The sequence below is a fragment of the Actinomadura sp. NPDC000600 genome (assembly GCF_040492135.1).
In the GTDB taxonomy this organism is placed as follows: Bacteria; Actinomycetota; Actinomycetes; order Streptosporangiales; family Streptosporangiaceae; genus Spirillospora.
On the sequence record NZ_JBEUPD010000009.1, the window covers coordinates 234,353 to 259,266 of the forward strand.

The window sequence follows — 24,914 nt, forward strand, 5'->3', positions numbered from 1 at the left end:
GCTACGGCGCGGTGTGAGCGGGGCTGCGGCGCGGCACGAGGCGCGGCCCCGGTGCGGTGTGAGCGGCCCCCGAGTCGGCGCCCTTGTGCGCTCCCGAGCCGCCCTTGGAGTCGGTGCGCGGCATGTGGGAGCAGTATTCGGCCGTCACCGCCTGCTCGGTGAGCTTGATCTGGTTGACCGCGGTGGTGGTGAAGACGAACGACATCATGTGCCGTCCGTCGCGCGTGCCGCCCATCCAGCTCTCCCAGCCGTCCAGCGTCCCGCCGTTGCCGTACACCCTGACCCCGCAGGGCGGCGTGGCGATGATCGCCCCGAGTCCGTAGCGGAACATGGCGCTGCCGGGGAAGGGGTGGGAGCCCGGCGTCGGACGGAGCATCTCCTCCAGCAGCCGCGCGGGCAGGAACCGGCCCCTCAGCAGGGCGGAGTCGAAGCGGTCGAGGTCGCCGACCGTGGAGATCAGGTCGCCCGTGGCGCGCGCGAACGTGGTGTTGATGTTGGTGTTGTCCTCCAGCCGCGACGGGTCGTCCTCCGCAGGCACGTACGCGTGCAGGTGCGGCGGGCGGATCCGCGGGTCCGTGCCGGGGAAGTACGTGCTGCGCAGATGCAGCGGCCGGATGATCCGCTTGTTGATCTCGTGGACGTACGTCCGGCCGGTGACGGCCTGGATGACCATGCCGAGCAGCACGTAGTTGGTGTTGGAGTAGCGCCATGAGGTCCCCGGCGGGAAGTCGGGCGGGTACTCCAGGCCGGCGTCGGCCAGTTCCCGCAGTGTGAAGTCGTGCCGCGGGTCGGCCAGGGCGATCTCCGTGATGCGCGGGTTGCCCGTGTAGTCGGCGACGCCGCTGGTGTGGTCGAGCAGCATCCGCATCGTGATCTTGTTGGGCTCGTACCCGTTGCCGTGGACGACACCCGGGATCACCTTGGCGACGGTGTCGTCCAGGCGCAGCCGCCCTTCGGCGACGAGCTGCAGGACCACCGTCGCCACGAACGTCTTGGTGATGCTGGCGATCCGGAACTTCATGTCCGCTCGCGGCGGCTGCCCGGTCGCGAGGTCGGCGACCCCGCTGGAGAGGTTCAGGATCCGGTGGGGCGTGCGCGACTGCGCGAGCGCGCCGGGAGCGCCCTCCCGCACGGCCTCGTCCAGGACGGCCTGCGGCGCCTTCCCTGATCCGCCGCCACCGGTCTCATGCGGTCGTTGGACGGCCGCCGTCGCGCCCCCGGTCATGTTCAGCCCGACGGTGAGGGCCAGGGCGGCGAGGGCGATGCCCTGAGTACGCCTGCATGTCCTTGTGATCAGCATGTTGTCACTGTAAGTAGCAACATGCCCACAGTCTGTATGATAGGTGGGATTTTGAACCGATCAAAGGGCGGGGGATACCCGGCGGGGAGCCGCCCGGCCTCTCGCACGGCTCCCCGCCGGGCGCGGTCGGCGGCTCCCGCCTTTCGATAATGGACGGATAAGTGCTATTAGGCCGCCTCGATGCAAGGTTTACCTTTTCCGGGTGATGACCAGAGATCACGAATGGGAAGATCACCTCAGGTCGCACGGCCGCGGGAACGGCGGCGTTTCACGTCCGCAAATCCCACATCACGGGACGACGGCCACGAGCGACGGCGAAGCGGGCAATTCACCCTGGACGCTTCGCTCCTCACCATTCACCTATTGCGAGGTCGGCAGATATGTCGTTGCTCCGTGCCGGTAGATTTCCGGCATTCGTCGCCGCGTTGGCGCTCGGCGTGGGGACCTTCACGCCAGTGCCCGCGCGCGCCCAGGAATCCGTCCCCAACCGCGAGGAGGCAGTGGTACGCGCGCTCGACCGCGGCGCGCATCCCCTGCTGACCACCGAGCCCGACCACGAGACGCGCGACCTGCGCGCGCTGGGCCGGATGATCGGCGAGACCCCCGTGGTGGGGCTGGGCGAGGCCACCCACGGCACGCACCAGTTCTTCGCCTTCAAGCACCGGGTCTTCGAATACCTGGTCAAGGAGAAGGGGTTCACGACGTTCATGCTGGAGTTGAACTGGGGCACCGGGCTCCGGCTCAACGAGTACGTCCTGCGGGGCAAGGGCGACCCGGCCGCGATCATGCGGCAGGAGTTCCAGCAGAACTACCGCCTGTTCGCCAACGAGGACTACCTGCGGCTGATCAAGTGGATCCGGCACTACAACGTGACGCATCCGAAGCAGCGGCCCCTGCAGTTCATGGGCGACGACGTCTACTTCACGAACATCGTGATCTTCAAGGAGATCTTCCGGTACGTGCGCGAGCGCGGCCGCGCGGACCTCATCCCCAAGCTCAAGGCCCTCTACGACGGGCTGATCCCCACCACCGACCTCAACACCTGGGAGCGGTGGTACGACGCCAAGCCCATGGCGGAGCGGCAGCAGGTGCAGCGGCAGGCGTGGAAGGCCCTGCAGATCGTCAGGAGCCTGCGCCAGGGCGCTCCCCGCAGGGCGGCGGAATGGGCCGAGCAGCAGGCGAACGTGGCGTACTGGATCGCCAAGACCCACGCCGCCGAGGACTTCTCGGGGCCCCGCGACGAGGCCATGGCGCTGAACACCGTGTGGTGGTACCGCTACATGAAGAGCAAGGTCCTGCTCTCCGCCCACAACGCCCATGTCGGGTACCTGGGCGAGGAGCCGGGGCACACGTTCAAGCGGCAGGGGACCTGGCTGCGCGAGATCCTCGGCCCGGGCTACGTGGCCATCGGCGCCAGCTTCTACAAGGGGACGTTCACGGCGCTCGACGAGGACACCGGGTACATCCGGAGGTTCACCGTGGGCCCGCCTCCGCCGATCAACGCCGAGCAGGTGCTCAACCGGGTGCGCTACCCCAAGTACTACGTCGACATGCGCACGGTGGACGAGCCCGCCCGCTCATGGCTGAGGGAGGAGCACCAGGTCCGCTACATCACGGCGGTGTACTCGCCGACGGCCGTGGAGGAGAACAACATCATGCAGCCGTTGGGACTCACCTACAGCATCCTGTACGAGCTGCGCGACACGACGCCGTCCAACCTGATCCCGGGGATTCCGCTGGGGCCGGGCCACTAGCACCGGTGAGCGGGCCGGGTCCTGACGGGCCCGGCCCGTTCGGCGTCCCTGCGGACCGCGTCACTCCCGCACCATCAGGCTTTCCAGGGACTGCCCCCTGTGCAGGCGGCCGATGGCGTCGGCGATCAGCGGCCCCACGGACCGGACCCGCAGCGACGCCCGCGCCCCTGCCACCGGGAGGGTGTCGGTCGCCAGCAGGCAGCGGATCGGAAGCCCGTCGAGCCGGTCCCAGGCGGCGGCCACCAGCGGACCGTGGGCCGCGGCCACGGTGATGTCGGGGGCGGCGCCGCGGGCCAGCAGGACGCGCACGGCCGCCTCGATCGTCCCGCCGGTGCTGATCATGTCGTCCACGATGACCGCGGGCCGGCCCGCCACGTCCCCGACGAGCTCCTCGGCGTGCACCCGCTCGCCGGACAGCCGCGTCTTGCGCACCACGGCGACCGGCCGCCGCAGCAGCCGCGCGTAGTGCTCGGCGGGCTTGACCGCGCCGAGGTCGGGCGCCACCAGCACGGCCGCTTCCGGTGTCGGCTCCGCCAGCGCGTCGGCCAGGATCGGCACGGCCGTCAGCATCTCCACCGGGATCGGGGACACCGCCTCCAGGGCGACGGTGTGCGGCTCCACCACGACCAGCCGGTCGGCTCCCGCCGAGGCCAGCGCGCCGGCCGCCACCTTGGCGCCCACCGCCTGCCCGGCCCGGCCGCGGCGGTCCTGGCGGGCGTACCCGAAGTACGGGACGACCGCGGTGACGGTCCTGGCGCCGCCCCGGCGGCACGCGTCCAGGAGCAGCAGCAGCTCGACCAGGTGGTCGTCGACCGCGGGCCCGGTGGGCTGCACCACGTAGACGTCTCCGCCCTGCACGCCGTCCACGGCCGGCCGCAGTTCGCCGTCGGGGAACCTCTCCACCTCGCTCGGCACCGGGCGGATGCCCAGCATGGCCGCGACGGCGGCGGCGAGCCCCGGATGGGCCGTCCCGGAGACGATCCGGATCGACGTCGTGGTCGGGCTGGACATCGCCCCTCCTGTCGTCGGCCGCTTCCCCGGACTCCTTCCCCGCCCTCCGCCATATAGCCGGAAGCTCCGCATATCCGGTGGAATATGGCTGACCTGCGGGAATATGGACCTTTGGCCCTGGTGACGCCCTGCCGCGCGACCCCACGATGGACTCTCAGGCGCGACGTGAGGGGGACACGATGCGAGCCAGCGAAGGCGACCGGCTGATCATCCACGGGCACCACGTGGGCGACCCCGGACGCAGGGCCGAGATCCTGGAAGTCCACGGGCACGACGGGGAGCCGCCCTACCTGGTGCGGTGGGACGACGGCCACGAGAGCACCTTCTACCCGTCCTCGGACTCCACCATCGAGCACCAGCCGGCCGAGTGGTCGAAGCACTAGGGCCGCCGGAGCGGCAGAGCGGCCGAAGCAGGAGAGCAACGGGGGGATGTCATGGACCGGACGAGGACCAGCGCCGCGCCCGAGGTGGCCGTGGAGCACCGGGGAAGCGTGCCGGAGGGCTCGACCGACTACGCGCGCTCCAAGGTGAGCGCGGTGTTCCGGCACGCGCCGGAGCCGGTGCTGTTCGCGCGCGTGAAGCTGACCATGTCGCCGGACCCGGCGGTGGAGCGCCCGGCGACGGCCCAGGCCAACCTGGACGTCAACGGCCGCCTCGTCCGGGCGCAGGTGGCGGCGCCGACCATGTCCGAGGCCGTCGACCGGCTCCATGACCGGCTGCTGAACCGGCTCGACCGGATCTCCCGGCACTGGGAGGCCCGCCGGGGCGCCTACCCGTCGAGTCCCGCGACGGGCCCGCACGAGTGGCGGCACGGCGCCGAGCCGACGCACCGGCCGGACTACTACCCGCGCCCGCCGGAGGAGCGGGAGCTGATCCGGCACAAGTCGTTCACGCTTACCGCCGAGACGCCCGACGAGGCGGCCTTCGACATGGAGGTGCTGGACTACGGGTTCCTGCTGTTCCGCGACATCGAGACGGGCGAGGACAGCGTCATCTACCCCGCCGACCACGGGTACCGGCTGGCGCAGGCGACCCCGCGCGAGCAGGTGGGCGCGCCCCGCGCCGTCCCGCTGACGGTCAGCCCGCGTCCGGCGCCCAAGCTGACCGTCCGGGAGGCGATCGAGCATCTGGAGCAGGCCGGGCGCCGCTGGGTGTTCTTCCGCGACGCCGGGACGGGACGGGGCAACGTGCTCTACCACCGCTACGACGGGCACTACGGCCTGATCATCCCCGCGTAGCCCGGAACGGCGAGGCCCCGGTCGGAGCCGCCCTTCGGTGCCCGCGACCCCTTATCGGCCCCTCTCCAGGGCCGATTCGGTCCGCCCATGCATTCCCCCACCAGGTGACAAGAAATCCCCCGAGTTCGGGTCTTGCGGCGCACACCACCCCTGCTTACTATCCAGTAACCAAAGTCTGAATACGGTGATGTTCGGATTTCAGTGGATTCGCACGCGGCCCACAAGGCCGGCCGAATCCGGGGGCACGGCCATGCCCGCGACCGTCGTCACCGCGCCACCGGCGCCGCGGCATGCGCGGAAGGGCCCCCGCTCGCCGCCGTGCGCGCCGGCAGGGACGCGGAAAGGTTCCGCGCCCCCGCCCGCCCGGGCGACCCACCCCCCTGGGAGAAGCAAGCATGCACGCTGCGACCACCCCTGCCCGGCCCCGCACCAGTCGGCGCCGTCGCCTGCGGAGCATCGCCGCGGCGGCCGTCCTGGCCGCCGGCGCCATCGCGCCCGCCGTCTCCGCGACCACCGCGCACGCCGCGGACCTGCGCGAGGTCATGTTCGTCGGCAACAACTGGGAGGGCACCGCCGACGTCATCAAGTCCAGCGGCGACTTCGCCAAGATCGGCCGGATCAACGTCATCCCCGACAAGAGCCGGCGCCTCACCGCGATCTACCTCAACCCGATCAACCTGGCCGTCTACCTCGGCATCCGGGCGACCGCCGGCGAGGGCCACGACCAGCTCGTCGACGACCTGTACTCCACCCCCGACGGCACCGCCCTGGTCGCCTCGCGGCCCAGCTTCGGCGACGTCGTCTCCATCGACCTGGCCACCGGGAAGGTCAAGTGGCGGTTCGCCGTCTCCGGCTACCGCGCCGACCACATGTCCGTCTCCCCCGACGGCACCAGGGTCGCGGTGTCGGCCTCGCTCGGCAAGGTCGTCCACGTCCTGGACATCAACACCGGCAAGCAGCTCGGCTCGTTCGCCACCGGCGACAAGCCCCACGAGAACATCTTCACCAAGGACGGCAAGTACATCCTGAACATGTCGATCGGGAACGTCGAGACCGACATGGACGACCCGTCCCAGGACTGGACCAAGGGCGACCGGCACATCACCATCGCCGACGCGTCCACCTACAAGGTCGTCAAGACCATCGACATGCGCTCGCGCCTCGACGCCTTCGGCCGCAAGGACCTGTCGAACGCGATCCGGCCCGCGGTGTTCTCGCCGGACGAGTCGAAGCTGTACTTCCAGGTCTCGTTCTTCAACGGGCTCGTGGAGTACGACATGGCCACCGACAAGATCACCCGGGTCAGGACCCTGCCGAAGAACCCGGCCACCAGCGACGACCGCAAGACGTTCGTCAACGACTCGCGCCACCACGGGCTCTCGATGAGCCCCGACGGGAGCAGGCTCTGCGTGGCCGGGACGATGGACGACTACGCCACCATCGTCAACCGCTCCACCCTCCAGGAAGGCCCGCTGGTCACCGCGTCCAAGCCGTACTGGGCCACCGTGAGCGGCGACGGCCGCGCCTGCGTCATCTCCGAGAGCGGCGCCGACCAGGTCACCGCGATCGACTTCGGCACCGGCCAGAAGATCACCTCCGTCCCCGTCGGCGACCACCCGCAGCGCGTCCGCGTGGCCCACATCCCCGCCACCTGGACCGGCACCACCGGCTGACCCCGCACGCACCGGGACGCAGGGCCGCACCCGCCCCGCGTCCCGGCCCCTCCCTGCCCGTCCCCTGCGGAGCCCCGCAGGGGACGGATCTGCTTCGTCCCGGCCGGGGTAGATCATCCAGAATTTTTTCCGCGGTGATGTCGATTGGCATCGTGGGCTTTCGTAGCCAGAGTGAGAGGCCGGTATCGGGCCGGCCGCGTCCGACCTCCAAGGAGCCCGCCGTGAAGAAGTACCTCCTCGCCGTCCAGTTCGACGAAAGCGCGCCTTGGCCGTCCGAGCAGGGGCTCCAGGAGCAGCACGCCCGGACGGCCGGGGTCACCGAGGAGATGAAGGCCGCCGGTTCGTGGGTGTTCGTCGGCGGGCTCCTGCCCTCGCACGCCAGCACGGTCGTCCGGCCCGGCGACGGCACGACCACGATGACCGACGGGCCGTTCGCCGAGACCAAGGAGCAGCTCGGCGGGTTCTGGGTGATCCAGTGCGACGACCTCGACCAGGCGCTGGCCTGGGGCGAGAAGTGCGCGCTGGCCTGCGGGTCCCCGATCGAGGTGCGCCCGTTCGAAGACGCCCAGTGGAGATGAGCACGGATCTGGACGCCGTCTACCGGGCGGAGTACGGGCGGTGCGTGGCCACGCTGACGCGCTTCCTCGGCGACATCGGGCTCGCCGAGGAGGCCGTGCAGGACGCGTTCGCGGTCGCCCTCCAGAAGTGGGACGAGCCGCCGCCCAATCCGGGCGCGTGGATCGTGACCACCGCCCGCAACCGGGCGATCGACCGCCTGCGCCGCGAGTCCACCCGCGAGGCGCGCCACGCGCAGGCGCTGCTGCTGCACCAGGCCGACGAGCCGGAGGAGGCGGGGCCGGTGCGCGACGACCAGCTCCGCATGATCTTCACCTGCTGCCACCCGGCGCTGTCGCCGCTCGCGCGGACCGCGCTGACCCTGCGCCTGCTCGGCGGGCTGGAGGTCGCCGAGATCGCGCGGGCCCACCTGGTGCCGGAGGCGACCGTCGCCCAGCGGATCGTCCGCGCGAAGAAGAAGATCCGCGACGCCGGCATCCCCTACCGGGTGCCCCGCGCCGCCGAGCTCCCCGACCGGCTGGACTCGGTGCTCACCGTGCTCTACCTCATTTTCAACGAGGGGTACGCGGCCACGTCGGGGGAGCTGCTGCGGACGGACCTGTGCCAGGAGGCCGTCCGGCTGGCCAGGGCGCTCGCGGAGCTGATGCCCGACGAACCGGAGGCGGTCGGGCTGCTGGCGCTGCTCCTGCTCACCGAGGCGAGGCGGCCGGCGCGGACGGGGCCCTCGGGTGAGCTGGTGGTGCTCGCCGAGCAGGACCGGTCGCGGTGGAACCGGGAGCTGATCGCCGAGGGGCACGCGCTGGTGCGGTGGTGCCTGCGCCGCGGCCGGCCGGGGCCCTACCAGCTGCAGGCCGCGATCAACGCCGTGCACACCGACGGGCCCGCGACCGACTGGGCGCAGGTGCTGGCGCTCTACGACCAGCTGCTGCGGCACTCCCCGACCCCGGTCGTGGCGCTCAACCGCGCCGTCGCCGTCGCCGAGGTGCACGGGCCGGCGGCGGCGCTCGCCATCGTCGACGAGCTGGACCTGCCGGGCTACCACCTGCTGCCCGCCGCCCGCGCGGACCTCCTCGCCCGCCTCGGCCGCACCGCCGAAGCCGCCGCCGCCTACGACGAGGCGATCACCCTGGCCTCCAACGACACCGAACGGGACTTCCTGCGGACGCGGCGGGCGCGCCTGACCCCGGACGGCTGAACGACGGCCACCCCGACTGGTCGGGCTACCTGGCGGTCGAGGACGTCAGGCGCGGGCCTCCGCGGATCTGGCCGGTCGTGGCAGGCGGCGGAGGATTCGCAAATGTTTTCGAATCGAGCGATGAGTTTCGGTGGCGAGGGGGGTCTATCCCGGTATGACGACAACGCATGAGCAAGCAGGCGACGGGTCGACGGGGGCCGAGGCCGCGGGAGGCGGGCGGACGTCCAGGACGCCCGCGGTGGTGCGGCTGCTGGTGATGGCGACGTTCGTGGTCATCCTGAACGAGACGGTCATGATCAACGCGATCCCGCGGCTGATGGCGGACATGGACGTCACCGAGCAGGCGGCGCAGTGGCTCTCCACGGCGTTCATGCTGACGATGGCCGCGGTGATCCCGGTGACGGGCTGGTTCCTGCAGCGGGTCAGCACCCGCCGCGCCTACGCCACCGCGATGGGCGTCTTCCTCGCCGGCACGGCGCTGGCGGCGGCCGCGCCGGCGTTCGAGGTGCTGCTGCTCGCGCGGATCGTCCAGGCGACCGGCACCGCGGTGATGATGCCGCTGCTGATGACGACGCTGATGACCGTCGTGCCGGAGCGCGACCGCGGCCGCGTGATGGGCGCCGTGACCATGGCGATCTCGGTCGCGCCGGCGATGGGCCCGGCGGTGTCCGGCCTGATCCTGCAGCTCGGCTCGTGGCGGCTGCTGTTCGCGGCGGTGCTGCCGGTCGCGGCCCTGATCACCTGGCGCGGCCTGGCGCGGTTGGAGAACGTCGGGGAGCCGCGGCCGGGGACGATCGACTGGTTCAGCGTCGCGGCCGCCGCCGCCGGGTTCGGCTCGCTGGTGTACGGGCTGAGCAGGTTCGGCCAGGGATCGGCGGCCCTCCCCACGGTGATCGTCGCGGTCGGCGCGGTCACGATCGCGGTCTTCGCGGTCCGGCAGCTCCGGTTGCAGCGGCGCGACGTCCCGCTGATGGACCTGCGGGTCCTGCGGCACCCGGCCTACGCGCTCTCCCTGCTCCTGATGTCGCTCGGGTTCATGGCGATGATGGGCTCGATGATCCTGCTGCCGATCTACCTGCAGAACCTGCGCGGGCTCACGCCGCTGGAGACCGGCCTGCTGATGATGCCCGGCGGGCTCGCGATGGGGCTGCTCGGCCCGGTCGTCGGGCGGCTCTTCGACCGCTTCGGCGGGCGGATGCTGATCATCCCCGGCTCGGCGGGCATCGTGCTCGCCCTGGCCGGGTTCACCCGGATCTCGGAGACGATGCCGTACTGGCAGGTTCTCGGCCTGCACTCGCTGCTCATGGTGTCGCTGGCGGCGGCGTTCACCCCGGTGTTCACCCTCGGCCTCGGGGCGCTCCCGGCCTCCCTGTACTCGCACGGCAGCTCCATGCTGGGCACCCTCCAGCAGGTCGCCGCGGCCTTCGGCACGGCGCTGGTGGTGACCGTGATGGCCGGACGCGCCGAGAGCCGGATCGCGGACGGGGTCTCCGCCGCGCTCGCCCAGCTCGACGGGATGCGTCTGGCGTTCGTCATCAGCGCCGCGCTGTCCCTGGCGATGGTCGGGGTCGCGTTCCTGCTGCCCAAGCGCGTCAAGGCCGCCGGCGAGGCGCCGCTGACGGCCGAGGAGCCGGACGCCGCCGACCGGCTCCTGGAACCCGCCGCCCACTGAACGAGCGGTGCCTGCCCCACGGGCCGACGGCGAGCCTCACGCTCGCCTCGGCCCGTGCGTTCTGGGCCGGCGTCACAGGTAGTGGCGGAGGACCAGGTCGGCGGGGTAGGGGTCCAGGTAGGTCTGCTGGGTCAGGTAGTCGACTCGCTCGCCCATGGCGTGGTGGCGCAGCAGGGCGATGGGGACGCTGAGCGGGGCCTGCCCCCGCCGGTAGGTCTCGATGGCGTCCAGGAGGTCGTGGCGGCGGGTGTCGTCCAAGTGGTCGCTGAGCATCCCGAAGACGTGCTGGAGGGCGTTCATGTGACGGCCCCTTCGGGGGCGGACGGCGAGCGCCGCGCTGAACGCGTGCCGGTACCCGTCCTCCAGTTCCTCGCGCGGACGGCAGCCCGCGTCCGCGACGATCCGTCCGAGCGCCTGGTAGGCGGACGGGTCGTGCGCCAGGATCTGGAGCTTGTGGCGGCTGTGGAACGCGACCAGGTCCCGGGGCCGCCAGTCGGAGGCGAAGAGTTCGCGGAGCCGGGCGTGGGCGTAGATGCGCTCGATGAAGTGCTCGCGCAGGAGCGGGTCGCGGAGCCGGCCGTCCTCCTCCGCGGGCAGGTCCGGGAGCGCCTCGGTGACGAGGTCGGCGAACAGCCCGCGGCCCCGGCGGTCCACGGGCTGGTCGTCGGTGCGCTCGCCGGGCTTGCCGGAGGCGTAGCGGGGCAGGCGGAACAGCCCGCAGGACGGCGAGCGCGATTTGAGCACGTAGCCGTCCAGCTCCTCCAGCTGGGGGATGCGGGTCTCCGCGAGCGCGGTCATCGCGGCGGTGTGGTCGGCCGTCCCGTCCCTGGTGACGACGTGCCCGTCGGTGTGGAGCCGCAGCGTGGGACGCGGCGCCCCGAGGCCGATCTCCATCTCGGGGCAGACCGGGACCCAGTCGACGTGGGGGTCCAGCACGTCGGTGAGGAACCGGTCGCGGCTGTGGCCGGCGTTGTACCGGACCGGCGCGCCCAGCAGGCAGCTCGACACCGCCAGCCTGGGGCGCGGGTAGGGGCCGCCGGAGGCGGTCATAGAAGCTCTCTCATCCGGCGCAGGCCGCGGGCCGTGCGCGCCTTGACGGTGCCCAGCGGGACGGACAGCCGGTCGGCGATCTCGGTCTGGGTCAGCTGCCCGAAGTGGGCCATCACGATCGCCTGCCGCTGCGGCATGGGCAGGACCGCCAGGGCGTCCCGGACGTCGCAGGCGGTCTCCACGGACGGCGAGGCGTCGGGCGTCCGCGCGGCGGGCAGCTCGGCGTGGTCGTCCAGGGGCAGCGTCCTGCGGTAGTGGCGGGCCTCGGCGCGGAGCTGGTCGATGGCGCGCCTGCGGGCGATGGCGAGGACCCAGGGCTCCAGGGCGCGCTCCGGATCGAAGCGGCGGCGCGACCGCCAGACCTCCAGGAAGACCAACTGGACGACGTCGTCCACGGCGTGCCGGGGCACCAGCCGGACGACGTGGCGGCGCACGAGCGGGCCGAGCACGGTGTAGCACTCCGCAAGCGCGCTCTCGTCGCCGCGTGCGAGCCGCTCTCCCAGGTTCATGAGCTGGGCCTTTCCCGGAGGAATCGTTTCAAAACCTGTTCATAGTCGATTCCAGGGGCGATGTCGAGCCACGGAGGGTGAAGGGGGGTGCGGGCACGCGGCTTTCGCGGTGAATCAGGGCGCTGCGGGGCCGTTCAAAATCTCGGTGACGGCTTGGGAAAGACTCGTCACGAACCGGACGGAGTCCGGCAGCCGGTCCTGTCTCCACCCCGGGCCGCCGGCCAGGAGCCGCACCATGGGACGGGTGCCGGGGAGGCCGGCGAGCCAGCCCGGGTCGCCTGTCGCGGCGGTCTGCGACCAGACGAAGACGGCGCCCGGCCCGGTGCGGCGGATCGCGGCGGCGAGGGCGTCCGGGGGCACCCGCGCGCCCAGCAGGCTCGCCGCGACCCCGGCCTGCGCCAGCGCGGCGGCCAGCGCGTACAGCGGCAGGCTGTGCTGCTCCTCCGGGGCGCAGGCGAGCACGACGGGCCGGACGTTCAGCGGTTGCTCGGGCGTCGGCACCTCCGCCAGGCAGCCGAGCACCACCGTGGACAGCAGGTGCTCGACCTCGACGCACTCACCGCCCACCGCGTGCTTGCGGCCGATGCCGGCAAGGACCGGGACCATCAGGCCGTCCCAGGCCCGCACGACCCCGCCCCGCGCGATCGCGGACCTGATGGCCTCGACCATCGCGGGGACGTCCAGCGACATCGCCGCACGGGCCAGCCCGCGGACCTCGGCCGCGTCCGCTCCGGCGGGCGGCTCCCCGACGGGGACCCGGTTGCCGCCCGCGCCGTGCCCGCGCGGCCGGCGCGGCGCGCCGGGCGGTTCGTTCCGCGCCGCGAGGGCGGCCTCACCCGGCGGGGCGCCCTCCAGGATCAGCCGCTGCATCGCTTCGAGCCGCGCCACGTCCTCGGGCGTGTACCGGCGGTGGCCGCCCGGGCTGCGGCCGCTCGGGCCCATGCCGTACCTGCGGTCCCACGTGCGCAGGGTGGCGGCCGCGAGGCCCAGGCGCCGCGCCACCGCGCCCACGCCCAGCCCCGGCTCCCGGTCCGGCTCCCCACCCATGCTCTTCGGTCTCCCGTGCTGCTCCGACGGCACAGCGTAGACCCCACCGGCCGTGCGGTCCCCCGTGTCGTGCGGTCTCTCTGGTCTTCGCCGGGACCGTCCCTCCCGGTTGCATCCCGAAGGCGCGCTGACCTCAGCGGACGCGGATCGCCGACCACCTGCGGACGTGCGGACGCCGCCGGAGCGGGAAGGCTCCCGGCCATGGAGCCGACGAACGAGCAGCACCACGTCCGGGCGAGCGACCGGTGGGCGGTCTACGGGGCCACCACCGCGGCGGTGGCGGCGGCCGCGGCGGCCGGGGGCAAGGCGGTCGACGCCGACAGCCGCTGGTACCGGGCGCTGCGGAAGCCGCCGTGGCAGCCGCCCTCCTGGGCCTTCGGGGTCGTGTGGACGCCCCTGTACGCCACCGTCGCATGGGCGGGCGGGCGCGCGCTGCTGCGGACCCGGGGCCGCCGGCGCCGCGCCCTGGCCGCGAGCCTCGGCGTCAACCTGGCGCTGAACGCGGGCTGGAACCACCTGTTCTTCGGCCGCCGCAGCCCGAGCGCGGGGGTCGCGGGCACGCTGCTGCTGGACGCCAGCAACGCCGAACTGATCCGCCGCACGGCCCGCACCGACCGCGTCGCGGCCGCCGCCCTCGTCCCGTACGCGGCGTGGTGCGCGTTCGCCACCGCGTTGAACGGCGACATCGCCTACCGCAACCGCTCGCGCCCGCGGCTCCGAAGACTCAGGTGATGGACACGTCGATCCTGCTGTTCACCCGCGACCTGCGGGTGCGCGACAATCCCGCTCTGGCCGCGGCGTGCGGGGCCGCGCGGGTCGTCCCGCTCTTCGTCTTCGACGACGCGATCCTGGACGGGCCGTTCGCCGTGCCGAACCGCGTCCGGTTCCTCCTCGACAGCCTGGACGACCTGCGCAGATCGCTGGCCGAGCGGGGCGGTGACCTGGTGGTGCGGCGCGGCGACCCGGCCGCGGAGACCGCCCGGCTGGCCCGGGAGACCGGCGCCCGCTCGCTGCACCTCGCCGACGAGCGGTCGGCGTACGCGGAACGGCGCCTCGCCCGCCTCCGCGACCTCGGACTGGACGTGTCGGTGCACCCCGGCATCACGGTCGTCCCGCCCGGCGACCTCACTCCGGCCAGCGGCGACCACTACAAGGTGTTCACCCCGTACTGGCGGGCCTGGGAGGAGGCACGCTGGCGCCCGGCCGTGGACGCGCCCAAGGAGATCCGGCTGCCGTCCCGTGTGGAGCCGGGCGCGCTGCCCCGGCTCGCCAACCTGGTCTCGGGCACCCCGTCCCCCGACCTCGCGCCCGGCGGGGAGGGCAAGGGGCGCGAGCGCATGAAGGCGTGGCTGCGCGAGGACGCGGCGGAGTACGACCGGGTCCGCGACGACCTCGCCGCCGACCGCACGTCCCGGCTCAGCCCGTACCTGAAGTTCGGCTGCGTCTCGCCGCGGGAGCTGGCCGGGTCGGCGCCGGACGCCTTCCGGCGCCAGCTGGCCTGGCGGGACTTCCACCACCAGGTCGCCGCCGCCTTCCCCGACCTCCCGCGCCGCGACTACCGGCCGCGCGGCCGGAACTGGAAGGACGACGAGGACGCCTTCGCCGCATGGCGCGACGGCACGACCGGCATCCCGATCGTGGACGCCGGGATGCGCCAGCTCCGCCGCGAGGGGTTCATGCACAACCGCGCCCGGCTCGTCACCGCCTCCTTCCTGACCCGCGACCTCGGCATCGACTGGCGGCTCGGCCTGGCCCACTTCAACGAGTGGCTCGCCGACGGCGACGTCGCCGACAACGCGGGGAACTGGCAGTGGGTCGCCGGGACCGGGAACAGCACCCGGCCCGACCAGGTGATGAACCCGTTCCGGCAGGCGACGCGGTTCGACCCGCGCGGCGACTACGTCCGCAGGTACGTCCCCGAGCTGGCCGGCCTCGAAGGAGCCCGCGTCCACCGCCCCTGGGAACTGGACGAGGACCGGAGGCGGGCCCTCGGCTACCCGCCGCCCATCCTCGCCCCCGACGACCGATGACCCCCGCGGCGGGCGGCGGGAGCCGTCCCGCGGACGACCGAACGAGGAGACGCATGGACACCGGTGAACGCACGGAGACCGGCGAGGGGCGCCTGTGCCTCGTCACGGGAGCCACCGGCTACATCGGAGGCCGCCTGGTGCCGGAACTCCTGGACGCGGGCCACCGGGTGCGGTGCATGGCGCGCTCGGCCCGGCGGCTGCGCGACTACCCGTGGGTGGACCGGGTCGAGATCGCGGAGGCCGACGCGACCGATCCCGAGTCGACCCGGCGAGCCCTGGAGGGCGTGGACGTCGCCTACTACCTGATCCACGCGATCGGCGGCAACGGCGGCTTCGCCGAGACCGACCGCCTGGCCGCCCGCACGTTCTCGGACGCGGCGCGGGAGGCGGGGGTCGGGCGGGTGGTCTACCTCGGCGGGATGGAGCCGGAGGGAGAGCTGTCGCCGCACCTGCGGTCCCGCGCCGAGGTCGCCGGGATCCTGCTGGACGGCGGGGTGCCGACCGCGTGGCTGCGCGCCGCGGTGATCATCGGTGCGGGCTCGGCGTCGTTCGAGATGCTGCGCTACCTGACCGAGCGGCTGCCGGTGATGGTGACGCCGCGCTGGGTGCGCACCCGCATCCAGCCGATCGCGATCCACGACGTCCTGTACTACCTGGTGGCGTGCGCGGACCTGCCTCCGGACGTGAACCGGGGGTTCGACATCGGCGGCCCGGACGTGCTCACCTACGTCGACATGATCCGCGGGTACGCGCGCGTGGCGGGGCTGAAGCCGCGGATCATCCTGCCGGTCCCGGTGCTGAGCCCGAGCCTGTCGAGCCACTGGGTGGGCGCCATCACCCCCGTCCCGGGCGCCCTGGCGCGACCGCTGGTCGAGTCGCTGCGGAACGAGGTGGTGTGCAGGGAGAACGACATCGCCGAGTACGTGCCGCCGCCGCCGGACGGGCCCATCGGGTTCGAGCGCTCGGTGGAGCGGGCGCTGCGCCGCGTCCGGCAGGCGGACGTCGCCACCCGCTGGTCGTCGGCGAGCACTCCCGGCGCGCCCAGCGACCCGCTGCCCACGGACCCGGACTGGGCCGGCGGCAGCCTCTACACCGACGAGCAGGTCCGCTGGACGGACGCGTCGCCGGAGCGGCTGTGGGAGGTGGTCGAGGGGATCGGCGGGGACCGCGGCTGGTACTCCTTCCCCGTCGCGTGGCAGGCCCGGGGCGTCCTGGACCGGCTGGTGGGCGGGGTCGGGCTGCGGCGCGGCCGCCGCGACCCGCGCCGGCTGCGGATCGGGGAGACGGTGGACTTCTGGCGCGTGGAGGAGATCGAGCGGGGGCGGCTGCTGCGCCTCCGGGCCGAGATGCGGCTGCCGGGGCTGGCCTGGCTGGAGTTCCGGGTGGGGCAGGAGGGCTCCCGGACGTCCCTCACGCAGCGGGCGCTGTTCCACCCCCGGGGGCTCGCTGGGCACGCGTACTGGTGGGCGTTCCGCCCGTTCCACGACCGGATCTTCGGGGGGATGTGCACGGGCATCGTCCGCGCGGCCGAGCGCGGCCGGGCCCCGAAGCCCCGCCCTGCCGTGCGGGCCCGCTGAAGCCGTTCCGGGCACCGCGCGCAGGGTGATGCAACCGAGCGGCCGCCACGTCCCGAAGAACTGTGCAGACCTGAAGAACTGCCCAGAACTCATACGGGACGGCGATGGAGAAAACAGTGCGGGGCCCGGTCGTCGTGATCGGGGCGGGCCTCGGCGGGCTGTCCGCCGCGGTCCACCTGGCGGCGCGGGGCCGCGAGGTGGTGCTGGTCGAGGCCAGGGACGTGCCGGGCGGGTGCTGCGGGACGGCGCGCGCGGCCGGGTACCGGTTCGACACCGGTCCCTCGGTGCTGACCATGCCGGAGGTGCTCGCCGAGACGTTCGGGGCGGCGGGCGCGGATCTGGAGAGCGTCCTGCCGCTGCGGCGCCTGGACCCCTTCTACCGGCTGGCGTTCCATGACGGGTCCCGGCTGGACGTGGTGGGCGGTGCCGAGCGGATGGCCGCCAACGTCCGGGAGCTGTGCGGGCCGGCCGAGGCGGCGCGGTACCTGCGGTTCCGGCGGCGCCTCGGGGCGATGTTCGAGGCGGAGTGGTCGTCGTTCATCGACGCGGACATGACCCGGCTGCGCGGCATGGCACACCCCTACGCGCTGCTCAAGCTGGCGGCAGCGGGCGGTTTCCGGCGCCTTGACCGCTTCGTCGCGAGCCAGCTCACGGACGAGCGGCTCGTCCGGGCGCACACCTTCCAGGCGCTGTACGTGGGGCTGCCTCCGCACAAGGCGCTGGCGATCTACGCGGTCGTCGCGCACATGGACACCGTCGGCGGCGTCTACTTCCCGGCGCGCGGCGGCATGCACGCCGTGCCGCACGCGCTCGCGACCGTCGCGGAGAAGGCCGGGGCGTCGATCCACTACGGCGTCCGCGCCGAGCGGGTCGAGACCGGCGCGGACGGGGTGACGGGAGTCCGGCTGGACACCGGCGAGCGGCTCCCGGCGAGCAGCGTCGTCGTCGCCTGCGACCTGCCGCGGGCGCACGCCGGGCTGCTGCCCGAGGCGGCCGGCGACTGGCGGCTGCGCAGGCCGCGGTACTCGCCGTCCTGCCTGGTCATGCATTTCGGGCTGGACCGGCGGCTGCCCGGCCAGGCCCACCACACCCTGCACTTCGGCCGCGAGTGGGGCACCGTGTTCTCCGCCCTGGCGGCCGGACGGCCGCAGCCCGACCCGAGCCTGCTCGTGACCTACCCCGAGTCCGACGACACCGCGGCGCCCGCCGGGCACTCGACGCTGAGCGTCCTGGAGCCCGCGCCCAACACGGCGGGCGGAGCCGACTGGGACCGCCTGGCCCCGCAGCTCGAAGAGCGCCTGCTGCGCCGCCTGGCCGCCCTCGGGTACGGCGACCTGTCGGCGGTGCCCAGGGAGACCTTCGACCCACCGGCGTGGGCGCGCCTCGGCCACTCGGCGGGCACGCCCTTCGCGCTCGACCACCGCTTCCGGCAGACGGCGTGGTTCCGCCCGTCGGGCCGGAGCCGCCGTGTCCCGGGACTGCACTTCGCCGGGATGTACACCGCGCCCGGCGTGGGGGTCCCGCCGGCGCTGATCTCCGGGCGGCTGGCCGCCGCCCGGATCCTGGAGGGCGCCCGATGACGCTGACCGCGAGCTACGAGCACTGCCGCCGCCTCAACGCCCGGCACGGGCGCTCCTTCTACCTGGCGACGCTGCTGCTCCCCGCGTGGAAACGCAGGCACGTCCACGCCCTGTACGGGTTCGCCCGCCACGTGGACGACATCGTCGACGAGTACAAGGGCACCGGCGAGGAGGGGCGGGCCGCGGCGCTGGACCAGGTCAAGGAGCGTCTTGACGCCGCGCTGGCCGGCGAGTCCGTCCGGGACCCGGTGCTGCCCGCGTTCGTGCACACCGTGCGGTCCTTCGACGTCGAGCGCGCGGACGTCGACGCGTTCCTGGAGTCGATGCGCGCCGACCTGACCGTCACCCGGTACGCGACCTACGACGACCTGCTGGCCTACATGGAGGGCTCGGCCGCCGCCATCGGCCTGATGATGCTGCCGGTCCTGGAGACCCTGCCCGGCGCCGGGCGGTCCGCGCGCGAGCCCGCCCGGGAGCTGGGCCGCGCGTTCCAGCTGACCAACTTCATCCGCGACGTGGCCGAGGACCTGGACCGCGGCCGCGTCTACCTCCCGATGAACGACCTGAAGAGGTTCGGCGTGACCGAGGACGACCTGGCCTCCGGCACGTGCACCCCCGGCGTCCGCGAGCTGGTCGCCTTCGAGGCCGACCGGGCGCGGGAGCACTACGTCCGCGCGCTGGAGGGCGTGAAGCTGCTGGTGCCGTCCTCGCGTCCGTGCATCCGCGCCGCGCACGAGCTGTACGGCGGCATCCTGGACGAGATCGCCGCGGCGGGCCACGACGTGCTGGCCGCGCGGGCGCGCGTCCCCCGCCGCCGCCGCGCCGTGATCTACGCCCGGCACCTGGTGGCGGCGTCGGCCGCGGGCCGGGCCGAGCGGCGCGTCCCCGCCGGGATGGTCTGACATGGGGGAATCGGGCGGGCAGGCCGGACGGGCCGCACCGTCTCGGCGGGTCGTGCTGGACGCGATGGGCGGCGACCACGGGCCCGCCGAGACGGTGCCGGGCGCGCTGGCGGCACGCCGCGAGCACGGGGTGCCCGTCCTCCTCGTAGGCCGGGCCGACGAGATCGACGAGGAGCTGCGGCGGCACGGTGGCGCCGGCGAGGTGGAGGTGCAGCACGCCGACGACGTGGTCCCCATGGCGGACCGGGGGTCGAGCGCCGCCTTCCAGTCGAAGTCGAGCCTGATGGTGGGCTGCGAGCTGGCCCGGCGAGAGGGGGCGGCGTTCGTGTCGGCCGGGTCCACCGGCGCGGTGGTGTCCTGCGCGGTCCGCGCCTTCGGGCGGCGCGAGGGCGTGCTGCGCCCGGCGCTCGCCGTGGCGCTGCCGACCATGTCGGGCTTCACCGTCCTGGTCGACGCGGGCGGAACCGCCGACCCCACGGCGGAGATGGTGGCCCAGTTCGCGGTGCTCGGCAGCGAGTACGCACGGGGCGTCCTGGGCGTCTCCGATCCGTCGGTGGGCCTGCTGTCCATCGGGGCGGAGCCCGGCAAGGGAAACCGGCTCGTCCGGGACGCGGCACTGCTGCTGCCGGAGATGCCGGTGCGCTTCCACGGCAACGTCGAGGGGCACGACGTGCTCGCCGGCACCGTGGACGTCGTCGCGACGGACGGGTTCACCGGGAACGTCGTGCTGAAGAACATCGAGGGGTGCGTCCGCACGACCCTCGGCCTCGTCGCCCGCGCCGGGGCCGCCGCCCCCGGGCCGCTGGAGGAGGTCGCGCGGCTGTACGCGGCCGACACCCACGGGGGCGCCGCGCTGCTCGGCCTGACCGGGACGGTCGTCGTCGCGCACGGTTCGTCGGGCGCGGCGGCCGTCGCGCGCGCCTGCGTGGTGGCGCGGGACCTGGCGGCACTCTCCCGGAAAGCGCCCTCTTTCGCCAGGTCGGATGCGGCTGGGGCGCCTGCCGTCGGGGGCGGTCAGCGGGCGCCGGGGGCGGTGCCGTGAGCGGCCTCGTCCCGGCCCACGGGGCGCAGCGGGTCGCGGCCGTCCCACGCACCCTGGCTCCCGAACGGGACGAAACGGGCGAAGAGCTCCTCGCTGTACCAGCCTTCGCGGCGGACCCGCTCGATCACCGCGCGGTGGGCGCCCCCTTGGTAGGCGTAGCGGCGGACGGAGGCCTCGTCCTCCCACAGCGAGAACGTCGCCTGCCGGGCGAGCGGCCACTCCCCGATCCCTACCGCGTCGAGGCAGCCGTCCTGCCTGCGGAGCAGCCGGTCCACGTCCGGGACGGAGCGGTAGAACGCCACCAGCCGTCCCGGACGGATCGACGCCCTGGTCAGCACGGCCACCGGCCCACGCGGTGGAGGCGGGGCCGCCGCCCCGGCGAGGGGGTCGGCTCCTCCCCAGCCGCCGTGGGACGCCAGCGGCGCGAGCCGCACGTGCCAGGACTCCTCGGCCTCCTCCCGCCAGCGCGCCGCGATCGGCGAGCCCGCGAGGAAGCGCTCCAGCGCCGGTTCGCCGTCCCACACCGCGAACAGGGCCCAGCGGCGCAGGTCGGCGCCGAGGCCCGTGGACCGGCCCCGCCCCGTCCCCAGCAGCCGCCAGAACCGCAGGCCGCCGGTGCCGCACAGGACCGGACGGTCGAACGCCATGTGCCGCATGGCGTCCAGTCCCGGATACCTGATGAGGTGGAACGAGGCGATGATTCCCGTGCTCGTGGCGGTCATCGGCGGCTACCTGCTCGGCTCGGTGCCGGTCGCGGTGCTCGTCGGGCGGGCCCACGGACTCGATCCGCGCGACGCCGGCGACCGCAACCCCGGCTTCTGGAACGTCAAGGAGCAGCTCGGGCGGCGGGCCGCCGTGCCCGTCTTCGCGGGCGACATGCTCAAGGGGACGGCGGCCGGGCTCGTCGGCCTGCTGGTCAGCGGGGCCGAGACGGGCCGGTTCGGCTCGGTGGCCGGGGCGAGCGTCCTGCCGGTGTACGCGGCGGTCGGCGCGGCGATGATCGGCCACGCCTGGCCGGTGTTCGCCGGCCGCCGGGGCGGACGCTCGATCCTCACCTTCGCGGGCGGGTTCGCGGTGATCTGCCCGGCGGCGTTCGCGCTCGGCCTCGTCCTGCTCTTCGCGGGGACCTTCGCCTTCTCGTTCGCGTGGGGCTCCCGCCTGGCGGTGTTCTCGCTGCCGGTGCTGCAACTGTTCTTCGCGCCGGTCGAGCAGGTCGCCGGGACGGGGGCGCTCATGTGCCTCATCGGGCTGCGCTTCGGACAGGCGGCGCTGGCCGGCCGGCGGGCCTGACCGCCGCCGGGCCGCGTCCGCGGCCGTGGTCCGGGCCGTAGGCCCTTCCGTAGGCTCTGCCGCGCCAGGAACGCGCCGGCAGCAGCGCCGACCAGGTGAGCCGGACGGCGGTCGCGACGTCCAGCAGCGGGGACGCGGCGAGACCGGGGCCCGGCTGCACGTAGCTGTCGCGCAGCGCCGCCACGAGCAGCAGCCGCTGCGCCAGCAGACCGAGGTCGAGCGGAGTGGGCCGTCCGGCCGCGAGCCGCAGGACGGGAAGCGCGGCGGTCAGCCAGACCACGGCCAGGTCGCCCGCCAGCCGTCCCGCCGGGGTCACGTCCCGCAGCGCGATGGACCGGCCCCACTCGCGCCACACGCTCGCGGCGGAGGTGTGCATGTCCACCTCCAGGAGGGGGCCGGCGTCCACGAACGCGACCCGCCACCCGTCGCGGGCGAGCAGCCGTCCGAGCGCCACGTCGTCGGTGAGATGGTGCCTGACGCGCGCGAATCCGTCGGCCTCGGCCATCCGCGCCTTGCGGAACGCCATGCACTGGCCGTTGACGAGCAGCCGCTCCACGGCGGCCTCCCGCCGGACGGGGCCTCTCGGGCCGATCGGGCTGCTCGGCCCGATCGGTCCGAAGCGGTAGACGAGCGTGGCCAGCAGCGAGGCGTGCAGCGCCTGCTCCAGAGCGCCGCCGCAGATGAACCGGGGTCCCGCGCTCACCAGGTCGTGGGAGCCCAGGAGCGCCGCCAGCTCCGCGCAGAGGCCCTCCTTGGGACGCGTGTCGGCGTCCAGCAGGACCACGATCGGGCCCTTCGCGGCCTGCACGCCCTGGTGCAGCGCCCACTGCTTGCCGACCCACCCGTCCGGCAGCGGCGCGCCGGTGACGACGGTGGCGCCGAGCCGCTCGGCCAGCCGCGCGGTGCCGTCGCGGGACTCGTCGTCCACGACGATGACCTCGCCCACCGCCGGATCGGAGAGCAGCGGCGCCAGGCACTCCCCGATGCGGGACTCCTCGTCGCGGGCGGGGACGACCACCGAGACCCGCTCCGGCGGCGGTCCGGACAGGCCCGGCCGCAGCGGCGCGGGACGGCGGCGCCCCCGGGCGAGCCGCGCGGCGACGACCGCGGCGGCGGCCGCCTGCAGCACGGTGAGCGGCCGCATCACGTTTCCGCCCGTTCCCGGGACGCGCCGCCGAAGTCCTCGTCGACGAGGGAGGCGACGATCCGTCCGCCCATCGCGACGAGCGGGAGGCCGCCGCCCGGATGCGCCGACCCGCCCACCAGGTAGAGCCCGCGCCGCGGCCCGCGGTTGCCCGGCCTGCGGAACGGCGCGAAACGTCCCTGGTAGGCGGTGCCGTAGATGGCCCCGCCCCAGGCGCCGTACCGGTCGCGCAGGTCGGCGGGCGTGAACATCTCCACGAACCGGAGCCGCCCGGACAGGTCGTGCCCGCGCTTCGCCAGCCGCTCCAGCACCAGGTCCCGGTAGGACTCGCGGGACATCGGCCACCGGCCGGGATCGCGGGCCGGGACGTTCACCAGCATCACCCAGTTCTCCGCCCCGTCCGGGGCCTGCGTCGGGTCGTCCACCGCCGAGCAGCCGATGTAGACGGTCGGGTCCTCCGGCGGCACCCTCCGCCGGAAGATGTCGTCGAACTCCCGCCGGTAGTCCGCCGAGAACACGACGGAATGGTGCGGGAGCCCCTCCGTCCGTCCCTCGACTCCCGCGAGCAGGAGCAGCGCCGACGACGAAAGGCCGAGCCCGGCGAGCCTGCGCAGCCGGCGCCGGTCGGGCAGCAGCCAGCCGTACAGCGCGGCGGCGTCGGCGTTGACGACCACGGCGTCCGCCCGCACACGCTCCCCCGACGCCAGGACCACGCCCGAAACCGCCGAACGGTCGGCGGTCACCTCCGCCACCTCGGTTCCCGTGCGCACCTCGACGCCCGCTCCGGTCAGGAGCCGGGCGAGGGCGTCGGCGATCCGCGGCAGGCCGCCCGCCACGTACCAGCCGCCGTCCCCGTGCTCGATGGCCGGGACGCAGCCGAGGGCGGCCGGCGCCCGGTACGGGCTCGACCCCGCGTAGGTCGCGTACCGGTCGACGTACTGGCGGAGCCGCGGGTCGTCGAAGAAGCGCCGCGCCAGCCCGTCCAGCGTCCGGCCCGGCGCGACCGCGAACAGGTCGCCGAGCCGGGGCCGTTCGGGGGGCCGGCCCAGCGGACCGGCGAAGAACGTCCGCCGCGAGGCCGCGAGGCACTCCTCCGCCCATCCGTAGAAGGACCGCCAGGCCGCTCCCTGCCCAGGGCTGAGGCTCTCGACCTCCTTCTCCATGAGGCCGGGGCTGCGGAACGCGCGCAGGCGCGACCCGTCGGCGAAGTGGTAGCGGCACAGCTCGTCCAGTTCGACCAGCGGGACGTCCGCCCCGAGTTCCCGGAACAGGTGGGGCATGGTCAGCAGCGACGGACCGAGCGAGAACGCGAACCCGTCCCGCTCGTACTCCGCAAGCTTCCCGCCGAGCCGCGGCAGCCTCTCGTAGAGGCGGACGCCGTGGCCGCCGCGCGCCAGCCGCAGCGCGGCGACCATCCCGCCGACCCCGCCGCCGACCACGATCACTTCCGCCATGCGCGCCTCCACGCCGGGACGGCGAACGCCCCCATCGCCACCCCGCCCGCCACCGCGACGAGCGGGTCCCGGGGCTCGAACACCGCCGCGAACGCCAGCGTCTCCATCGCCGCCATCACCGTGTAGAGCGTGACGAGGCCCGGAGACGGGCCGGACTCCCTGGACGGGCCCGGTACCCGGTACCGGCCGGGGGCGTGAAACGGGACGGCGGTGTCCTCCCGTCCGACGATCAGGTCGATCACCAGCATGACCAGCAGGGACACCGCCAGCCATCCGGCGAAGTTGCTGAGCGGCACGCCCCGGTACGGGCCGCCGTCCGCCCACGTCCACAGGCCGAGCCGGAGCATCTGCGGGTCCAGGAACAGGTCCCAGGCCGTCAGCGCCGCGGCCCCCGCCGCCCACCGCACGAACCCGTGCTCCGGCGCTATCGCGGACGCGACGGCGTGCGCGGCCAACCCCATGCCGCCCCACGCCAAGGCCACGATGACGGGGACGCCGCCCGCCTGCGGCCGCAGCACCGACGTGTAGGAGTACTGCCCGAACGGCAGGCCCGTGCGGATTCCCACCCATTCGGCCGCGTACCCGATGGCCACCGCGGCGGCGAACGCCCCCGCCGCGCGGACGGGGCCGTGCCGGGCGGCGAGGAACGCCACCGCGCTCGCCGCCAGCAGCACCACGACCACGCTGGTCAGCCGGATCGGCTCAGGTCTCAGCCCGGACGCGACCTGGGCCACCACCATCGCGCCCAGCAGCCCGGCGCCGAGCAGTCCGAGAGGGCTCGACGCGGGGACGTCCCAGGCGAGCCGCTTTCTGCGCACAAATCCCACACGACCACTTCGGAGGGAGGCGGCTCAGCGGATGCATCGGCGC

General features: G+C 73.9%; 23 protein-coding genes. 14 read left to right on the top strand and 9 right to left on the bottom strand.

Translation table 11 applies throughout. The features are described 5' to 3' along the window. Nucleotide 1: 1 nt before the first annotated feature. Complete coding sequence (locus ABWI07_RS16265; protein ID WP_353819027.1) at nt 2-1,300, bottom strand: serine hydrolase domain-containing protein; 1,299 nt, start codon at nt 1,298-1,300, stop codon at nt 2-4. A 455-nt stretch (nt 1,301-1,755) separates the two neighbouring features. Between ABWI07_RS16265 and ABWI07_RS16270 the strand changes: the two genes are divergently transcribed. Then, nucleotides 1,756-3,054 (top strand): erythromycin esterase family protein, encoded by a 1,299-nt coding sequence (locus ABWI07_RS16270; RefSeq protein WP_160160938.1) that lies wholly within the window; start codon nt 1,756-1,758, stop codon nt 3,052-3,054. Between the two features lie 60 nt (nt 3,055-3,114). Here the strand turns inward: ABWI07_RS16270 and ABWI07_RS16275 are convergent, their stop codons facing one another. Continuing rightward, nucleotides 3,115-4,065 carry a ribose-phosphate diphosphokinase gene (locus ABWI07_RS16275; protein ID WP_149259926.1) on the bottom strand — a complete coding sequence of 317 codons (951 nt, stop codon included), beginning with the start codon at nt 4,063-4,065 and terminating at the stop codon, nt 3,115-3,117. A 179-nt stretch (nt 4,066-4,244) separates the two neighbouring features. Here ABWI07_RS16275 and ABWI07_RS16280 point away from each other — a divergent pair, with 179 nt between their 5' ends. From ABWI07_RS16280 to ABWI07_RS16305, 6 genes are all read left to right on the top strand, one after another. Beyond that, entirely contained in the window at nt 4,245-4,448 is a 204-nt protein-coding gene (locus tag ABWI07_RS16280; protein ID WP_149259927.1) for a DUF1918 domain-containing protein, read from the top strand. Between the two features lie 51 nt (nt 4,449-4,499). Continuing rightward, nucleotides 4,500-5,303, top strand: a complete 804-nt coding sequence (locus ABWI07_RS16285; RefSeq protein WP_353819029.1) for a ribosome hibernation promotion factor — start codon at nt 4,500-4,502, stop codon at nt 5,301-5,303. 395 nt (nt 5,304-5,698) lie between these two features. Further along, nucleotides 5,699-6,976, top strand: a complete 1,278-nt coding sequence (locus ABWI07_RS16290) for a YncE family protein (RefSeq protein ID WP_149259929.1) — start codon at nt 5,699-5,701, stop codon at nt 6,974-6,976. Between the two features lie 221 nt (nt 6,977-7,197). Then, nucleotides 7,198-7,554, top strand: a complete 357-nt coding sequence (locus ABWI07_RS16295) for a YciI family protein (protein WP_149259930.1) — start codon at nt 7,198-7,200, stop codon at nt 7,552-7,554. Beyond that, nucleotides 7,551-8,747, top strand: coding sequence for an RNA polymerase sigma factor (locus ABWI07_RS16300; protein ID WP_353819030.1), 1,197 nt, complete (start codon nt 7,551-7,553; stop codon nt 8,745-8,747). Before ABWI07_RS16295 ends, ABWI07_RS16300 begins: the two co-directional genes overlap by 4 nt. A 154-nt stretch (nt 8,748-8,901) precedes the next feature. Further along, nucleotides 8,902-10,419 (top strand): MDR family MFS transporter, encoded by a 1,518-nt coding sequence (locus tag ABWI07_RS16305; RefSeq protein WP_353819031.1) that lies wholly within the window; start codon nt 8,902-8,904, stop codon nt 10,417-10,419. A 72-nt stretch (nt 10,420-10,491) separates the two neighbouring features. On the opposite strand, the gene ABWI07_RS16310 is transcribed toward ABWI07_RS16305, so the two are convergent. The 3 genes from ABWI07_RS16310 to ABWI07_RS16320 form a co-directional block, all read right to left on the bottom strand. Continuing rightward, nucleotides 10,492-11,469, bottom strand: coding sequence for a YbgA family protein (locus tag ABWI07_RS16310; RefSeq protein ID WP_149259933.1), 978 nt, complete (start codon nt 11,467-11,469; stop codon nt 10,492-10,494). Beyond that, on the bottom strand, nt 11,466-11,978 hold the full coding sequence (locus tag ABWI07_RS16315; RefSeq protein WP_149259934.1) for an RNA polymerase sigma factor: 513 nt from the start codon (nt 11,976-11,978) through the stop codon (nt 11,466-11,468). The genes ABWI07_RS16310 and ABWI07_RS16315 overlap by 4 nt, the downstream gene beginning before the upstream one ends. A 114-nt stretch (nt 11,979-12,092) precedes the next feature. Beyond that, the gene (locus tag ABWI07_RS16320) at nt 12,093-13,025 is read right to left on the bottom strand and encodes a MerR family transcriptional regulator (protein WP_353819032.1); all 933 of its coding nucleotides are present in this window, start codon (nt 13,023-13,025) and stop codon (nt 12,093-12,095) included. Nucleotides 13,026-13,226: 201 nt separating this feature from the next. Between ABWI07_RS16320 and ABWI07_RS16325 the strand changes: the two genes are divergently transcribed. The 6 genes from ABWI07_RS16325 (at nt 13,227) to ABWI07_RS16350 (ending at nt 20,156) form a co-directional block, all read left to right on the top strand. Further along, nucleotides 13,227-13,757, top strand: coding sequence for a TspO/MBR family protein (locus tag ABWI07_RS16325; protein ID WP_353819033.1), 531 nt, complete (start codon nt 13,227-13,229; stop codon nt 13,755-13,757). Then, on the top strand, nt 13,757-15,055 hold the full coding sequence (locus tag ABWI07_RS16330) for a cryptochrome/photolyase family protein (RefSeq protein WP_353819034.1): 1,299 nt from the start codon (nt 13,757-13,759) through the stop codon (nt 15,053-15,055). The genes ABWI07_RS16325 and ABWI07_RS16330 overlap by 1 nt, the downstream gene beginning before the upstream one ends. A gap of 53 nt (nt 15,056-15,108) precedes the next feature. Continuing rightward, the gene (locus ABWI07_RS16335; protein ID WP_353819035.1) at nt 15,109-16,632 is read left to right on the top strand and encodes an SDR family oxidoreductase; all 1,524 of its coding nucleotides are present in this window, start codon (nt 15,109-15,111) and stop codon (nt 16,630-16,632) included. Nucleotides 16,633-16,736: 104 nt separating this feature from the next. Beyond that, on the top strand, nt 16,737-18,212 hold the full coding sequence (locus tag ABWI07_RS16340) for a phytoene desaturase family protein (RefSeq protein ID WP_353819036.1): 1,476 nt from the start codon (nt 16,737-16,739) through the stop codon (nt 18,210-18,212). Then, nucleotides 18,209-19,114: a phytoene/squalene synthase family protein gene (locus ABWI07_RS16345; protein ID WP_149259940.1), complete on the top strand. Its 906-nt coding sequence runs from the start codon at nt 18,209-18,211 to the stop codon at nt 19,112-19,114. The genes ABWI07_RS16340 and ABWI07_RS16345 overlap by 4 nt, the downstream gene beginning before the upstream one ends. Before the next feature lies 1 nt (nt 19,115). Continuing rightward, nucleotides 19,116-20,156 carry a phosphate acyltransferase gene (locus ABWI07_RS16350; protein WP_353819037.1) on the top strand — a complete coding sequence of 347 codons (1,041 nt, stop codon included), beginning with the start codon at nt 19,116-19,118 and terminating at the stop codon, nt 20,154-20,156. On the opposite strand, the gene ABWI07_RS16355 is transcribed toward ABWI07_RS16350, so the two are convergent. After that, on the bottom strand, nt 20,129-20,878 hold the full coding sequence (locus ABWI07_RS16355) for a spheroidene monooxygenase (protein WP_353819038.1): 750 nt from the start codon (nt 20,876-20,878) through the stop codon (nt 20,129-20,131). The genes ABWI07_RS16350 and ABWI07_RS16355 overlap by 28 nt on opposite strands. Here ABWI07_RS16355 and ABWI07_RS16360 point away from each other — a divergent pair. After that, complete coding sequence (locus tag ABWI07_RS16360) at nt 20,853-21,446, top strand: glycerol-3-phosphate acyltransferase (RefSeq protein WP_353819039.1); 594 nt, start codon at nt 20,853-20,855, stop codon at nt 21,444-21,446. The genes ABWI07_RS16355 and ABWI07_RS16360 overlap by 26 nt on opposite strands. On the opposite strand, the gene ABWI07_RS16365 is transcribed toward ABWI07_RS16360, so the two are convergent. Genes ABWI07_RS16365 through ABWI07_RS16375 form a run of 3 tightly spaced genes read right to left on the bottom strand, consistent with a single transcriptional unit; the run spans nt 21,397 to nt 24,862 of the window. Next, on the bottom strand, nt 21,397-22,590 hold the full coding sequence (locus ABWI07_RS16365; RefSeq protein WP_353819040.1) for a glycosyltransferase family 2 protein: 1,194 nt from the start codon (nt 22,588-22,590) through the stop codon (nt 21,397-21,399). The two genes, ABWI07_RS16360 and ABWI07_RS16365, sit on opposite strands and share 50 nt — an antisense overlap. Next, nucleotides 22,590-24,044, bottom strand: coding sequence for a phytoene desaturase family protein (locus ABWI07_RS16370; protein ID WP_235036862.1), 1,455 nt, complete (start codon nt 24,042-24,044; stop codon nt 22,590-22,592). Before ABWI07_RS16370 ends, ABWI07_RS16365 begins: the two co-directional genes overlap by 1 nt. Continuing rightward, the gene (locus ABWI07_RS16375; RefSeq protein WP_353819041.1) at nt 24,032-24,862 is read right to left on the bottom strand and encodes a carotenoid biosynthesis protein; all 831 of its coding nucleotides are present in this window, start codon (nt 24,860-24,862) and stop codon (nt 24,032-24,034) included. The genes ABWI07_RS16370 and ABWI07_RS16375 overlap by 13 nt, the downstream gene beginning before the upstream one ends. Nucleotides 24,863-24,914 lie beyond the last annotated feature (52 nt).